This window comes from Pseudoduganella buxea (assembly GCF_009720835.1).
GTDB lineage: Bacteria > Pseudomonadota > Gammaproteobacteria > Burkholderiales > Burkholderiaceae_D > Rugamonas > Rugamonas buxea.
This window is the reverse complement of the sequence record NZ_WNKZ01000001.1, coordinates 49894-65244: the sequence shown is the minus strand read 5'-3', so window position 1 is coordinate 65244 and position 15351 is coordinate 49894. Positions and strand designations below refer to the sequence as shown.

At 57.8% G+C, this 15351-nt stretch carries 8 protein-coding genes and 1 pseudogene; all 9 read left to right on the top strand.

Annotation, left to right across the window (positions count from 1 at the left end):
* The first annotated feature begins 34 nt into the window (after positions 1-34).
* The 9 genes and pseudogenes from GM672_RS00270 to GM672_RS00230 all read left to right on the top strand — a co-directional run bounded on the left by GM672_RS00270 (position 35) and on the right by GM672_RS00230 (position 15258).
* Complete coding sequence (locus tag GM672_RS00270; RefSeq protein WP_155468519.1) at positions 35-2368, top strand: YgiQ family radical SAM protein; 2334 nt, start codon at positions 35-37, stop codon at positions 2366-2368.
* 147 nt (positions 2369-2515) lie between these two features.
* Positions 2516-5323 (top strand): EAL domain-containing protein, encoded by a 2808-nt coding sequence (locus GM672_RS00265; protein ID WP_170299875.1) that lies wholly within the window; start codon positions 2516-2518, stop codon positions 5321-5323.
* 109 nt (positions 5324-5432) lie between these two features.
* The gene (locus GM672_RS00260) at positions 5433-8648 is read left to right on the top strand and encodes a type VI secretion system Vgr family protein (protein WP_155468518.1); all 3216 of its coding nucleotides are present in this window, start codon (positions 5433-5435) and stop codon (positions 8646-8648) included.
* On the top strand, positions 8645-10183 hold the full coding sequence (locus GM672_RS00255; protein ID WP_155468517.1) for a hypothetical protein: 1539 nt from the start codon (positions 8645-8647) through the stop codon (positions 10181-10183). Before GM672_RS00260 ends, GM672_RS00255 begins: the two co-directional genes overlap by 4 nt.
* Before the next feature lie 3 nt (positions 10184-10186).
* Positions 10187-11194, top strand: coding sequence for a PoNe immunity protein domain-containing protein (locus tag GM672_RS28865; protein WP_188915946.1), 1008 nt, complete (start codon positions 10187-10189; stop codon positions 11192-11194).
* Positions 11195-11389: 195 nt separating this feature from the next.
* Positions 11390-11497 (top strand): annotated as a pseudogene (locus GM672_RS29905) (hypothetical protein); the annotation flags it as partial.
* 259 nt (positions 11498-11756) lie between these two features.
* Positions 11757-12536 carry a hypothetical protein gene (locus tag GM672_RS00240; RefSeq protein ID WP_155468516.1) on the top strand — a complete coding sequence of 260 codons (780 nt, stop codon included), beginning with the start codon at positions 11757-11759 and terminating at the stop codon, positions 12534-12536.
* Between the two features lie 468 nt (positions 12537-13004).
* Positions 13005-14012 carry a PoNe immunity protein domain-containing protein gene (locus GM672_RS28860; protein ID WP_188915945.1) on the top strand — a complete coding sequence of 336 codons (1008 nt, stop codon included), beginning with the start codon at positions 13005-13007 and terminating at the stop codon, positions 14010-14012.
* A gap of 214 nt (positions 14013-14226) precedes the next feature.
* A complete protein-coding gene (locus tag GM672_RS00230; RefSeq protein WP_155468515.1) occupies positions 14227-15258 on the top strand; it encodes a PoNe immunity protein domain-containing protein in 1032 nt (343 codons plus the stop codon).
* The last annotated feature ends 93 nt before the right edge of the window (positions 15259-15351 follow it).

Sequence of the window (15351 nt, the reverse complement as noted above, 5' to 3'; positions counted from 1 at the left end):
GCGGAGCAGGGCCAATTTTGGTACAATCCTGCCGATGAACTCCCCAGCAAACCTCTTTGCGACCGTCCCCAAGCGGTCTGCCCGCGCTGCCGTTGCGCCCTTCCTGCCCATGACCCGTGCCGAAATGGACAAGCTGGGCTGGGACGAGTGCGACGTCATCCTGATCACCGGCGACGCCTATATCGACCACCCCAGCTTCGGCATGGCCCTGGTGGGCCGGCTGCTGGAAGCGCAGGGCTACCGCGTGGGCATCATCAGCCAGCCGGACTGGCAATCGGCCGAGCCGTTCCGCGCGCTGGGCAAGCCGCGCCTGTATTTCGGCGTCACGGCGGGCAATATGGACTCGATGGTGAACCGCTACACGTCGGACCGCAAGATCCGCTCGGATGATGCCTACACGGCCAATGGCGAGCCGAACAAGCGGCCCGACCGCGCCGTCACGGTGTATGCCCAGCGCGCCCGTGAAGCCTTCCCCGGCACGCCGATCGTCATCGGTAGTATCGAGGCCTCGCTGCGCCGCATCGCCCACTATGATTACTGGTCGGACAAGGTGCGCAAGTCCGTGCTGACCGATTCGAAGGCCGACCTGCTGATCTTCGGCAACGCCGAGCGGGCGCTGGTCGACCTGACCCACCGCATGAACGCGGGCGAGGACATCAAGGCCATCCGCGACCTGCGCGGCACGGCCTTCATGGTGCCGCAGGGCTGGCTGCCGTCGGACGACTGGGGCGTGCACAACTCCACCCGCGTCGACGTGCCGGGCAAGATCGACGCCCACCCGGACCCGTATGCGATGGCCCAGGAAGACAAGTCGGCCTGCGCCACGGACAACGCCAAGAGCGCGCCGGAAGTGATCAAGCCGATCCGCATCATGACGCGCGAGGAACGCCAGGCCATGGCGCGCGAAAAGCACAGCAAGACCGTGGTGCGCCTGCCGTCGTACGAAACCGTCAGCGCCGATCCGGTGATGTATGCCCACGCCTCGCGCGTGTTCCACCTGGAATCGAATCCCGGCAATGCGCGCGCCATGGTGCAGCAGCACGGTGAGCGCGACGTGTGGATCAACCCGCCGCCGCTGCCGCTGGCGATGGACGAGATGGACGGCGTCTACGACATGAACTATGCCCGCGCGCCGCACCCCAGCTACGGCAACGCGCGCATTCCCGCGTGGGAAATGATCCGCTTCTCCGTCAACATCATGCGCGGCTGCTTCGGCGGCTGCACCTTCTGCTCGATCACGGAGCACGAAGGCCGCATCATCCAGAGCCGCTCGGAGCCGTCGATCCTGCGCGAGATCGAGCATATCCGCGACAAGACCAAGGGCTTCACGGGCACCATTTCCGACCTGGGCGGCCCGACGGCGAACATGTACCGGCTGGCCTGCAAGGACAAGGGCATCGAGGAATCGTGCCGCCGCCTGTCCTGCGTCTATCCGTCCATCTGCGTCAACCTGGGCACGGACCACAGCAAGCTGATCTCGCTGTACCGCAAGGCACGCGCCATTCCCGGCGTGAAGAAGATCCTGATCAGCTCCGGCCTGCGCTACGACCTGGCCGTGCGTTCGCCCGAGTACGTGAAGGAGCTCGTCACGCACCACGTGGGTGGCCTCTTGAAGATCGCGCCGGAGCACACGGAAGCGAACGTGCTGAACAAGATGATGAAGCCCGGCATCGGCGCCTACGACGAGTTCAAGGCCATGTTCGAGAAGTTCTCGCTGGAAGCAGGCAAGAAGCAGTACCTGATTCCGTATTTCATCGCAGCCCATCCCGGTACGACGGACGAGGACATGCTGAACCTGGCCCTGTGGCTGAAGAAGAACAACTTCCGCCTGGACCAGGTGCAGACCTTCATGCCCACGCCGATGGCGATGGCGACGACGATGTACCACTCGCGCAAGAACCCCCTGAAGAAGGTGACGGCCGACTCCGAAGCGGTTGAAACGCCCCGCAGCGGCAAGATCCGCAAGGCCCACAAGGCCTTCCTGCGTTACTACGATCCGGAAAACTGGCCGATCCTGCGCGAAACCTTGCAGCGCATGGGCCGGGGCGACCTGATCGGCAATGGCGAGAAGCACCTGATCCCGGCCTGGAGCGCGGGCGAGGAACATATGAAGGCGGCGCCCGAAGGCAAGCGTGCCATGCCGACCCTGGCACCGGGTGCACGGCCCCGCGCCGCGGCCGGCGCCACGGCCGGCCGTCCCGTGGCCGCACCGCGCGGTGCCCGTCCCAACGCGCTGACCGGTTCCCTGACGGCGCGCGAGACCATCGAGACGAAGGTGCGCCCATCGATCCTCGATACCATCAAGGTCAAGCCGAAAGCGGCCCCGGCCAAGAGCGCCGGCAAGCCGGCCAGGGCCGGCCGCAAATAGCGGGTTCTTGATACACCCTCTGCACACCGCCGGCGCTGCCGGTGGCGTGCATGATGCTCGCAAGCCACAAGCACCGCTGCCCGGCCTTGGAAGGCAGTACAATCGGATCATGCCCGCCTTCGCCCACCCCCCTCTCCCATAAACGACGTGCAAGCCATCCTGGTCGCATTCCTGCAGGGCCGCAGGCTGCTGCTGGCGGCGGCAGGGGTATTCCTGCTGTGCGGCAGCGCGGTGGCAACCCCGCAAAGCGACCCCGTCGTGCTGCAACTGAAGCACACGCACCAGTTCCAGTTTGCCGGCTACTACGCCGCCGTGGAAAAGGGCTTCTACCGCGAGGCGGGGCTGGACGTGACGATCCGCGAAGGCAGCGACGGCGATGCACCTGAGCGGGCCGTGCTGTCCGGCGAGGCCCAGTTCGGCACGGGCAGCAGCACCCTGTTGCTGTCGCGTCTCGCAGGCCGGCCCCTGGTGGTGCTGGCCGTCGTATTCCAGCATTCGCCCTATGCGCTGGCGATGCGCCAGCAGGGCGCCGCGCCGGATTTGCGCGCCCTGATCGGCAAGCGCATCATGCTGGGGCCGCGCGCCGACCGTCTGAACATGGCCGACGAGCTGGTGGCCTACCTGAAGAAGGAAGGCATCGCGCCCGAGCGGCTCGAACGGGTCGAGCACAGTTACAATCCGAACGACCTGATCAGCGGCCGGGTCGACGCCATGTCGATCTACACCACCAACGAGCCGGACTACCTGGACCGCGCCCGCTTCCCCTACGATATCTACTCGCCGCGCGCCGCCGGCATCGACTTCTACGGCGACAACCTGTTTACCAGCGAACAGGAGCTCAGCGCCAATCCGGACCGGGTCAAGGCCTTCCGCGCCGCCAGCATGCGCGGCTGGCAGTATGCGATGAGCCACCAGGAGGAAATGGTCGACCTGATCCTGGCCAAATACACCCGCAAGCATGACCGCCAGCACCTGCTGTACGAAGCGCGCCAGATGGTGCCGCTGGTGCAACCCGTGCTGGTGGAAGTAGGCTACATGAACCCGGACCGGTGGCAGCATATCGCCGACGTCTATACGGCGCTGGGCCAGGTGCCGCGCGGCGCCTCGTTCAACGGGTTCCTGTACAACACGGACAGCGGGCCCAACCTGGTCTGGCTGTACCGCATCCTGGGCGTGGCCGCGACGCTGCTGCTGCTGGGTGCCGGCGTGCACGTGGCGCTGCTGGCACGCGAACGGGGGCGCGCCGCCGAAGCCATCCGCACGGGCGAGGAACGCTTCCGCACGATGTTCGAGGCGGTGCCGATGGGCATTGCCCTGATCGACCCCAAATCCGGCACGTTTTCCGACGCCAATCCCCGCTGGCTGGACATCACGGGCCGAACCGCGGCGCAGCTGGCGCAATGCTCGTGGCGCGATATCGTCCACCCGGACGACCTGGCCGCCTGCGCCGTCCAGATGCAGCGGCTGCAGGAGCGCGAGATCCCGGGCTTTCGCAATACCAACCGGCTGATACGGGGCGACGGCTCCATCGTCTGGGTCGAGGCCTCGGTCGTGCCGCTGGACGCGGACAAGCCGGGCCCGCGCGTGAAGCTGTGCATGATCGAAGACGTGACGGACCAGAAGGAAACGGAAGCGCTGATCTGGCAGCAGGCCAACTTCGATCCGCTGACCCAGTTGCCGAACCGGCGCATGTTCCTCGACCGGCTGCAGCAGGGCATCGTCAAGTGCCGGCGCGACGGCAGCCGCATCGCCATCCTGTTCATCGACCTGGACCACTTCAAGGAAGTCAACGACACCTTGGGCCACCACCAGGGCGACGTGCTGCTGGTCGACGCGGCACGGCGCATCGGCGCCTGCGTGCGCGAGTCGGACACGGTGGCGCGCCTGGGCGGCGACGAGTTCACCGTCATCCTGCCGCAATTGCACGATGCGGAGCGGGTGGAAACCATTGCCCAGAATATCCTCGACAGCCTGCTGGCGCCGTTCCCCCTGGAGGGCGAGCAGGCCTTCATTTCCGCCAGCATCGGCATCACCCTGTATCCGGACGACGCCGGCAGTGTCGAGGACCTGCTGAAGCATGCGGACCAGGCCATGTACGCCGCCAAGGGCGCCGGGCGCAACCGCTTCAGCTATTTCACGCCCGCCTTGCAGGTGGCCGCGCTGCACCGGATGCGCCTGACCAATGACTTGCGCAGCGCCATCAAGGGCGAGCAGCTGAAGCTGTACTTCCAGCCTATCGTGCACCTGGGCACGGGCGCGATCCACAAGGCTGAAGCTCTGCTGCGGTGGGAGCACCCGCAGCGGGGTCTCGTCAGCCCCCTCGAATTCATTCCGCTGGCCGAATCGAGCGGCCTGATCGTCGATATCGGCCAGTGGGTCTTCAACGAATCGCTGCGCTGGGTGCAGCGGTGGCGCCGCGATGTGCATGCGCAATTCCAGGTCAGCCTGAACCAGTCGCCGGTGGAGTTCCAGCGCGAAGGCGGCAGCTACGACGTCTGGCTGCGCGCCTTGCGCCAGCTCGGCGTGCCGGGCCAGGCCATCGTCGTCGAAATCACGGAAGGCCTGCTGCTCGACGCCAGCACGATGGTGACGGACAAGCTGCTGCAGTTGCGCGATGCCGGCATCCAGGTGGCGCTGGACGACTTCGGCACGGGCTATTCGTCGCTGTCGTACCTGAACAAGTTCGATATCGACTACCTGAAGATCGACCGCAGCTTCACCCGCAACCTGGCGCCGGACTCGAGCGACATGGCCTTGTCCGAAGCCATTATCGTCATGGCACACAAGCTGGGGCTGGACGTTATTGCCGAGGGCGTCGAAACGGCCGAGCAGCGCGACCTGCTGGCGGCGGCCGGCTGCGACTATGGCCAAGGCTATCTTTTTGCAAGGCCCATGCCGGCCGAACAGTTCGATGCGCTGCTGCTGGGGCAACGCGCTGCCGCTGCGGCAGGCTGACGGGATTTCTGCGCCGGGTCAGCTGGATCGTACTTGTCTTAAAAGCACTTCTGGGGTGTAATGTCGGGTCCGACATAGCAAATTGCTAACACCTCCCGGGGTTCCGTCCATGTTCGTGCTGACCGACCTGCTGAAGCAGGATACCCGCATCCTTCAACTGACCACCCCGCTCGGCCCGGACATCCTTGTACCGGAATGCCTGCGTGGCGAGGAAGGCCTCAGCCAGCCTTACGAATTGACCGTCACGGCCTTGTCGAACAACCCGGGCATTGCATTGAAGTCGCTGCTGGGCCAGCCCGTGCTGCTGCAACTGATGACGAACGTGAGCACCACCCCGCGTCCGTTTCACGGTCATGTGACGGCGGCGCGTATGCTGGGCGCCGACGGCGGCCTGGCCCGTTATGAACTGACGGTCGGCCCCTGGACAGCCTTCCTTGCCGCCGGCCGCGACAGCCGCGTGTTCCAGGACCAGGGCGTGTTCGACATCCTCGATGCGCTGTTCGGGGACTGGCAGGACCCTGGCACCCTGAAGCCGCAGTGGCGCTACGACATCGCCGACCCCGCGCTCTACCCGAAGCGTTCGCTGACCTGCCAGTACCAGGAATCGAACTGGGCCTTCGCCGAACGGCTGATGCATGCGGAAGGCCTGTTCTATTACTTCGAACACGCGGCCGACGGCCATACGCTCGTGATTGCCGACCATAATGGCAGCTTCCAGCCGAACCAGCAGTCAACCGTGCGCTTCACCCAGCCGGGTGCGGTGATGCGGGAGGACAGCATGGACCGCTGGCGCAGCGCGCTGCGCTGGACAGCCGGCGGTATCGAACTGGGCAGTTGGGACTACCGCAGCAAGGGCAGCCGCCCCGTCGGCGCGGCCAGCACCGTGGCCGATACGTCCATGCTGCACAGGGATGCTCCCGGTACTTATGCCTACACCTCGCGCGCGCACGGCCAGCGCATCGCGGACCGCCAGCTCGAGGCGCTGGAAGCGGGCCGCGAGGTGTTCACGGGCGCCGGCACGGTGCGCACGCTCAGTCCCGGCACCACCTTCACCTTGCAGGATCATGCCGTGCTGGCCGGCAGCGACAGCAGCTTCGTCGTCACCCGCGTGCTGCACCTGGCGCACAACAACCTGGCGGCGGACGTGCGCAGCAGCATCGAACGGGCCCTGGGCGCCAGCGCGCTGGCCGAGCGGATCGACAAGGAACAGGGCAGCAGCCTGCACGCCGTCGGCCCCGGCAAGGGCGAGCGGCCCGTCTACCGCAACCGCATCGACGCCATCCGCGCCAAGGTGCCCTACCGCAGCAGCACGACAGACGACCACGGCGTGCTGCTGCATCCGAAACCCACCGTGCGGGGCCAGCAGACGGCCATCGTCGTCGGCCCGCCGGGCGCCGTCGTCCACACCGACCGCGATCACCGCATCAAGGTGCAGTTCCACTGGCAACGGGGCGAGCACAGCCACAGCCGCCTGGACCATCCGGCCGCGGCCGGCAGCGGTGCCCCCGGCGACGACCAGGCCGGCACCTGGGTGCGCCTGGCCACGCCGATGGCGCCCGTGGCCGGCAGCAACTGGGGTGCCGTCGCCATCCCCCGCGTGGGCAGCGAAGTGCTGGTCGATTTCCTCGACGGCGACATCGACCGCCCCGTCGTCATCGGCAGCCTGTACAACGGCGCCGGCGCTCCCGACGCCCAGCACAACCAGGTGGCCGGTGGCGCCGGCCCCGCCACGGGCAATGCGCCGGCCTGGTTCCCGGGCGAGGCCGGCGCCCATGCCCACCCGGCCAGCCTGTCCGGCCTGAAGTCGCAGGCCCTGCAGGCGAGCCGGAGCGGCACGGGTGCCTACAGCCAGCTCGTCTTCGACGACACCCCGGCCGAAGCGCGCATCGCCGTGCAACGCCATGCCACGGCCCACGACGGCGCGGACGAACTGAACCTGGGCCACCTGCGACACCAGGCCGACAACCAGCGCCTGCAAGCGGCCGGCTTCGGCGCCGAGCTGAAAACCGCCCACGGCGCCGCCCTGCGCGCCGGCCAGGGTTTGCTGCTGTCCACCGACGTCCGCAATGGCGCCAGCGGCCAGCAGCTGGACGCGCGCGAAGCCCAAGCCCAGCTGGGCCAAAGCCTGGACCTGCACACGACCTGGGCCGAAACCGCGCAGAAGCACAACGCCCGGCTGAAGGACGAACCGGAACCGGCCAAGTTGCATGCCGTGGCCGGCGTCGCGCACAGCATCGACGTGCTCGATGGCACCGCTGGCGGCACCGGCGACACTGGCGGCCAGGGCAATGCCACGGCCTTTGGTGAGCCACAGCTACAGCTGTCGAGCCCAGCAGGCATCGCCGCCACCACGCCGGCATCGGCGCTGATTTCGGCCGGTGCCACGACCAGCCTGGCGGCAGGACAGGACATCAACTTCACCGCGCAGGGCAGTACGTATCAGCAGGTGAAGGACGGCATCAGCCTGTTCACCTATGGCAAAGCCGGTGCGGCAGAAAAGCCGAACCAGGAAACGGGCCTGAAGCTGCATGCCGCCAGCGGCAAGGTCAGCGTGCAAGCCCAGTCGGATGTAGCCAAGGTCACCGCGGACAAGCTCATCACCGTCGCCAGTGTCGGCAAGAGCGTCAGCCTGTCCGCCAAGGAACACGTCATGCTGACCGCCCAGGGGGCCTACCTGAAGCTCGAGGGCGGGGACATCATGATCCATGGGCCGGGAACGATGACGTTCAAGGCGAGCATGAAGGAGTTGGGTGGGCCGGCCAGTGCATCGCCGACGTTGCCGGCTTTGCCGAAGGCGGAGAACATCGATAATTTCATGGAGCTGAACTACCGCTGGGACGATATGCAGCCGATGGTCGGTGCTCCGTATAAAGTGCAGTTCGATGACGGGACCAGCATCGAAGGAAAACTCGACGCCCAGGGATTTGCCCGCATCGAAAACGTCCCGTCCAGCGGCGGCGTCGTGACCTACGGCGAAGATGAGCGTGAGGCAGTCCTGCGCAAGCCGCGCAAGGCAAATGCCCTGTACGGGGCGAAAGCTACAACCGACGACGAAGCAGCTCAAATCCTTACCGCCTACCTCGCCCAGGAGGATGCGTACTACAAAGAAAATTTCTTCCCGGACGAGATCGAAGAGATGACAGGCGACATGGACGATGGCGGTGAAAGCACCCTTGAATACGACTTCCACTATAACGATTATCTCTACGCCAATGAGGCGCAGCCGGAAGCCGTTGCTGCAGATCAGTCCTATCGCGAAAAGCACGATGGCAGTGAAGATGGTGGCGAAAACGATGACGAGGAAGACGGCCGGAGTAAAGCATGAACGCAGCAGCTATGAAAGAAATTCCCCTTAATGGTCACTCGGCCAGAGCCATCAAAAAGGCAGATGACACCATATCTACGTGGTTGAGTGACCTCGTCAGCGGGGCTGGCAGCTCGCCATCGCACATCATCATCACCGGCATCCTCGGTGTCGTGCCTGGCATCGGGCAGGCAATGGACGTGCGCGACCTGATCATCGGTATTATCGCTGTCTCACGGACCCCTGCCGCGATCGGTGTATGGGTCGAACTGTCGATAACGCTCATTGGCTGTGTGCCGGCGGTTGGTGACGCACTGAAGGTCGGATTCAAGTTAATGAAGCAAGGCGGCAACCTCGGTCGCGTCATGGAAGGCGTTTCTCCTAAAGTTCGCGGTAACGTCGAGAAATACATCAAGAACGTAAACTGGGCAGTGCTGGCCAGTGACTGCAAGAGCTTGTTTGCAAAGACCATCACAGCATTTATTGATGGCCTTGATAGTTGGGTAATGAAGGCAGTCGCAGGGCGAGACCAAATCCAGCAGGTGATTTCAGAACTGCGCGATATCGAAAAGAATGCACCCAGGATGATCGATGGCGCTTTCCAAGAACTACAGCAGATACACAAAAAGATGTTGAATCACGAACTGCCCGGCAATACGGCTGCCGTGTCCCCCAGCACCAGTCGGATTATGCCGGACGCCATCGAAGATAGTGCGAAACGTACAACCCTGCAAGCAACCAGGAGCGTGCGAACCGAGGCGAATTTGCTGGAGAAGGCCAACAAAGACGTCAAGACAGCACGCGCTCAGACTAACAAAACGAACAATGCTACCAAGAAGGCTGGAAGGCCCAAAAAACGCAAATGGAAAAGCGGCGTGCCTGGGGAGCACATCACAGACTATTTCGTCAAACGCAAACATGCAACCTTTGTCAAGGTGAACAACGGCGGAAACCTCACCGAAGAGAACTCTAATCCCCATACGGGCATCGATCACCTCTGGGCAAATGAGCGAAACCCTGTGAAGCCATTCGTTGTCGGCGAGACCAAATCACGGCTCTTTGACTCATTGACGCTGATAGCAGCGTTGCCGAACGCACTGGCGGAGAAGTTCGCAGTGCTGCGAAGTGAGGAAGCGAGCAATCCCACTCCTGGCGGCCAGCCCAACACTTTCCATAGCGCTGCCCGGGACGCGCATGCCGATCAAGTGGTGAGGATAAAAGCCAGCACGAAGCGAGAAGACAGCATCCGCGCTAGCGTCAATCCCCCTGGTAAAGACAAAGACGGGAACCCCACTGGATTGGCTACGCAGATGAGTCACCAATGGATTAATGACCGCCTTGAAGAAGAAAATCTTGTTTCCGAAGGTCTGAGGCTCAAGAAGCAGCTTAGACTTTTGCGTCTCTCCTTGGCTGGTGACGAAGTTCCTGATTACCCATATAAGCGCTGGATATCATTGGTCACCGGCAGACAGCTTTCGAAACATCAAAAGTCAAGAGGCTCCATCCACGAGGTGCAATTAGTAGTGGATTTGCCCAACAATATTTTGAAAAGGTAAATTATGAAAAAGCTTACATTGGATGAGTTTTCTTCGTTAAAGCGGGAAAAACTGCTCGAATACTCGGTATACGAAAATAACTTCGACGAAATGATTGTCGGTTTTGATATCGTTAGAAAAACACAGATGCTGCCGCAATATCAGGATAAACCCGAAAATTTCCATAAGCTGGCTATTCCATCTCAACAACGGGCATATGACTCTCTAATATTTTTGATAAATTGCTTTAGTGGCGGCCATTCAATTTCCGATCTTGCAGCTTTGTATCCATCGATTCTTCAATACTGGAGCTTCTACACCGATGCGTGGAAAAAAACGCAGGAGCTTGACAGCGATGAGAAAACTGCGGTCGCAGCCATCCCTTTGCTGGACACGGCATTTTCCCGTGCGAACCAAATTGTTTGCCTAAGTATTCTTCTCGGCAGGAGTGGCTTGCTCAGGCAAGCAGCAGATGTCGTCGATTTTAATAATCCGGTTCGCGACGGCATGTTAGAAAGACTATTGTCAGCCTTTATGCCTGATCGCGCGCCAGCGCCGGATGAGTGCACACGGCATTTGCCATATTTTAAGACATTAAAGATATTTTCGTCACCTAACGAAAATAGATCAAGTCTGATGAAGGAATACCTTGAAGACTGGTACGAAGCCAGTCGCCGCGAGGTTTATTACAATAGCCATAAGCGAGGCGATGTTTTTACCGGTTATTGGTCGTGGGAGGCTGCAGCCATTACTTATATTTTAGATATCGATGATGCCAGTTATAGAGATGCGATGTTCTACCCAGTAGACTTAGTGGACTATGCTCGTGGTATCAATGCGCCCAAGTCTTCCAGGGATCTAGCGGACAGTGTCGAGTTGCGTGAGAAATCTGGACGGCCATGTCCTAAGGCAGGAAGGTGGGAGACACTCGATATCCCACCGCAACAGCGCGAATTCAAATACGGTGAGATATTGCAAGCTTCGGATGCGGCGTACGGCATTACTGTCTGGCGATATTTAGATGCAACATAAGAGAATGTTGAAAAATTTTCGGATTTTTCTGATTTCTGCACCTTGCCGAGGCCTTGTCCATGATCGAGGATTCCGAAATAATTGGCAAGGTAAAAACGTACTTGAATCTTTGGTACCCCGCCATGAAAAACATCCTGCTGGTATGGTCATCTTCGTCTTTCGCCCAGCGGTGGGGTCCCTGATTACGGGTATTGGGCGTTTGACGCCGGGGCCGCGGCTTATCTCTTGGGTATTGACGATAAATTTATCACTAATATTGCTTACCTGCGGGATTTAGTGAAATGTGTTTTTGAATGCCGCTGATCGCGCTTGCTGTAATGGCCGAGTTGAGGTTATCTATTGCTGTGATAATAATAGGAGCGATAGCTATAGCCTTAGTGTGTGGTAAGCTGTATGGTAAAAGCCTTCGACAAAAGTTTGGGAAAGCTGTAACAGGCGATAAAAATAATATTAATGGTTCGAGTGCTTCAATTGCCCCGTACATGAGAAAAGCCGGCGAAGCTACGGGAGTCTTAAGACTACCTAGTTAAAAAATTCCTATGGGTTATGAAGGGCTGTTGTTTTGAGCAATTTTGAAAATCTAAACCCCCCTTACACAAAAGGCCGAATATTCGTTCCAATTACCGCAGCTTTACCCATGATGTTGAGCGCGATAGGTATGGTATTAGCGGCAGAAGCTTGGGAAGGCTCTGTTATCGAAAATCCCGTCTGGATATTTTGTTCGGCTATTTTTGGCCTCTCTACTTTAATGATGATCATTCCGCTAATTTTCAACTGGGGATGGCGAGCTCAGCATTTTGGTGTGACTACCCTTTTTCTTGGAAGTATCATGCTCACTGGCGGAGTTCCGTGGTTATGTATACTATTTTTCAGCGTGTTGCCTCTCTCCATCAGAATATTGGCATTTTCGGTTTATATTGGAACGCTAGTATTCTGGGGATGGCGCTTTCGTTCATATTATAAGTCGGTATATTCTGATGTCACAAAAAGATCGATGTTGTATCGTGTTGATGAAGAAACAGTGTTCTATGTGCAAAAAGTCGATAAGAAGCTAATGGGAGGCAAGGAGGCATCGCTTCATTTCCCATCAATATATTTATTCATCGGGGCGACATTGACCGCCCTCCTCACACTCTTTTTTGCTACGGAAATCCGCTCAGCATTCGGTCTTCCTTTAGTTCACGTTTTCCTCGCAGTCTTTTCCATTCCCATAGATATGATGGCGATGGGCTTCATTTTCAGGGGTTGGCTCATATACTATCATTATCCACGAGAAATTTCTTGCCAAACGAAGAAAAATGTGTACGTTGATCTGGTTAGCCATCCAAGTAAAGCTCAATAAAGGTGCCTCAAGTGCGAATAAAATCGTACAAGCTAAGCTCTGCCCTTACGACTACAGGCCGTTCCAGCAAGTGAATGTGGACTCGAGCGCGGGCCGGGATGCGCATGCAGATCAAGTGGTGAGGATAAAAGCCAGCACGAAGCGAGAAGACAGCATCCGCGCTAGCGTCACCCCCCTGGTAAAGACAAAGATGGGGACCCCACTGGATTGGCTACGCAGATGAGTCATGAGTGGATTTACAGTAGACTCAGCGGAGAAAATCTTACTGCTAATGGTGTATCGCTATTGAGGAGTCTTCGCTCACTACGACGGGCAGGTGATTCTGAAAAAAGCAACAGCTAGCCCTGTAGCCGTTCGATTTCCTTGATCACAGGAAGGCAGTTATCAAAACATCACAAATCCAAGGGCGTGAAACACGAAGTGCAATTGATAATCGATTTGCCAGATAATATATTGGAAAAATAAACCATGCAAAAGCTGGACATCGACAAATTTGGGAAAAAAAAGCGTGAAAAGCTTCTCGATTTTGAGGTTTATGATTACAATTTCGACGACCTATTGACAGGATTTGAGGTGGTAAGGAAAACCTTATCGAGGCCGGACTATATTAGTGGTGAGATTGGGAAATACAAAGCATCAGTTCCAGCAAAGCAAAGAGCATGGGATAGCTTGAACTTTTTGGCGACTGCATATAGCGGTGGTGATGAAGTGGCAGAGCTGGCTAAATTTTTTCCTGCCGTGTTGCAATATTGGGAAAGCTTTTCCGATGCTTGGATTGCGCTGGACCAATCGGAGCAGGGCGCCGGAAGCCGTGTGGCTATCTTGCCGTTAATGGGGACAGAATATGTTTTCGCTAATCAGATTATTTGCTTGGCAATTCTGACTGGGTGGGCAAAGCTCCTAAATAAGATTCCCAGAATGCTCGATTTTAATAATCCATGCAGAGACGGGATGCTTGAACGTCTACTTCATATTTTTCTTCCAGATCGCGATGAGTTGCCTAGCGAATGTACAAGACACTTGCCTTACTTTAAGACCATTAGGATATTTGACGCTCCACAGGCAGCGCGGCCGGCGCTCATGAAGGAGTATCTAGAGGACTGGTATGAAGCTAGCAGGCGTGAAGGGTACTACAACAGCCATATGAGAGGCGATGTCTTTACAGGTTACTGGTCATGGGAGGCCGCAGCTATTACGTTTGTTTTGGATATCGATGATAGCAGTTTTAGAGATGCGATGTTCAACCCGGTAGATTTAGTGGACTATGCTCGTGGTATCAATGCGCCCAAGTCTTCCAGGTATCTCGCGGACAATGTCGAATTGCCTGAGAAATCTGGACAGCCATGTCCTAAGGCGGGAAGATGGGAGACACTCGATATCCCTCCGCAACAACGCCAATTCAAGTACGGCGAGATATTGCAAGCTTCGGATGCGGCGTACGGCATTACTGTCTGGCGATATTTAGATGCAACATAAAAGAATGTTGAAAAATTTTCGGATTTTTCTGATTTCTGCACCTTGCCGAGGCCTTGTCCATGATCGAGGATTCCGAAATAATTGGCAAGGTAATAACGTACTTGAATCTTTGGTACCTCGCGATGAAAAACATCCCCGCTCTACAAACTCGAACAGCGATGACAGGAATAAGAAGCCCAGCTAAAAATATCACGGGCAGGAAAAGGCCGAGACTATGAGTATCGAATCCAAAAAATTCGCCGAGCTGCGTCGCCAGCAGTTCCTGACCGAACAAATGTATCAAATAACAAACAAAAATCAGAGTGAATTGATACTGGTTTCCGAAAAAAATCTACTCTCTTTCTGTGAAGGGAGCGATGATTATGCTGGTGAATTGGAAATGGTGTACCTGGAGAAGCTTTGGCTCTGGATGTTGGAGTACACAGCCGGATGTCCCATTGATGAAATCAGTCCGCGATTTTCAGAGATTGTCAACGATTTTGTAGTGTGGAATGAAGCCTTCCAATCGTTCGCTAAACAACTGGCCATAGAGTTCCCCGAGGATGGCGCTTATCGATATATGGCTGCGCCGGATTTCGAAAACTTGGCGGATTATCAAAACACGCTTCAATTGCTCAGTATTGCAATACTCCTGCGTGATCGGGCGTCGCTTAATGCGATCGTGAAAGTTCTTCGCAGTCATTCTGGAAAGGATGCGCTTTTTGATGAGTTAATGGAAATATGTGGCGGACCGGCGGCAAGTGCCTATGAATGTATCTTAGGCATGCCGTATGAGCAGTTGGCATCAGCATGTCGCCAAAGTGATGACAGTGTAATCATAAAAGAAATTGAAGATTATTTGAATGCCTGGTACCAGGCTATGGCACCTCATCCGCGATGGTATAACGCGCATCTGGATAACGTTTCTGACGGCCCTGCAGCATATTATGGTTACTGGGCTTTTGAGGCAGCTGCTATTGCATTCGTGTTTGACGTTGATGATAGCGGTTTAACCAATATGGTCTACCCGAAGGATCTGGCTGACTACGCGCGGAAATCGCGAAGTCACGAGGAGAAAATCAAGGAAGGCATTTCCGGGGACTCTGATCGAGTAGAAGGAGGAAGTATTTGCCCTCGTGATGGATATTGGGAGACGCCAGCAGTAATCGCAAGCCGAGCGTTTTTCAAGGCCGGTGATGTAATGCCGATAATAGCTGATGCAGAATATGGTAAAAGTATTTGGCACTGGTCTATAGATCAAGATTAGATCTATCTTGCTTATGTGCCGTACACTCTGAAAGGCGCCGTCAGAATTTCTTGGCCTTCGGCATGTACAAAGCAACGAGATCGCATCAAGAAC

What these genes read in the sequence shown, in the direction of transcription:
- GM672_RS00255 (WP_155468517.1), top strand. Translation starts at nt 8,645, where the DNA reads ATGAACGCAGCAGCTATGAAAGAAATTCCCCTTAATGGTCACTCGGCC.
- GM672_RS00270 (WP_155468519.1), top strand. Translation starts at nt 35, where the DNA reads ATGAACTCCCCAGCAAACCTCTTTGCGACCGTCCCCAAGCGGTCTGCC.
- GM672_RS00260 (WP_155468518.1), top strand. Translation starts at nt 5,433, where the DNA reads ATGTTCGTGCTGACCGACCTGCTGAAGCAGGATACCCGCATCCTTCAA.
- GM672_RS00230 (WP_155468515.1), top strand. Translation starts at nt 14,227, where the DNA reads ATGAGTATCGAATCCAAAAAATTCGCCGAGCTGCGTCGCCAGCAGTTC.
- GM672_RS28865 (WP_188915946.1), top strand. Translation starts at nt 10,187, where the DNA reads ATGAAAAAGCTTACATTGGATGAGTTTTCTTCGTTAAAGCGGGAAAAA.
- GM672_RS28860 (WP_188915945.1), top strand. Translation starts at nt 13,005, where the DNA reads ATGCAAAAGCTGGACATCGACAAATTTGGGAAAAAAAAGCGTGAAAAG.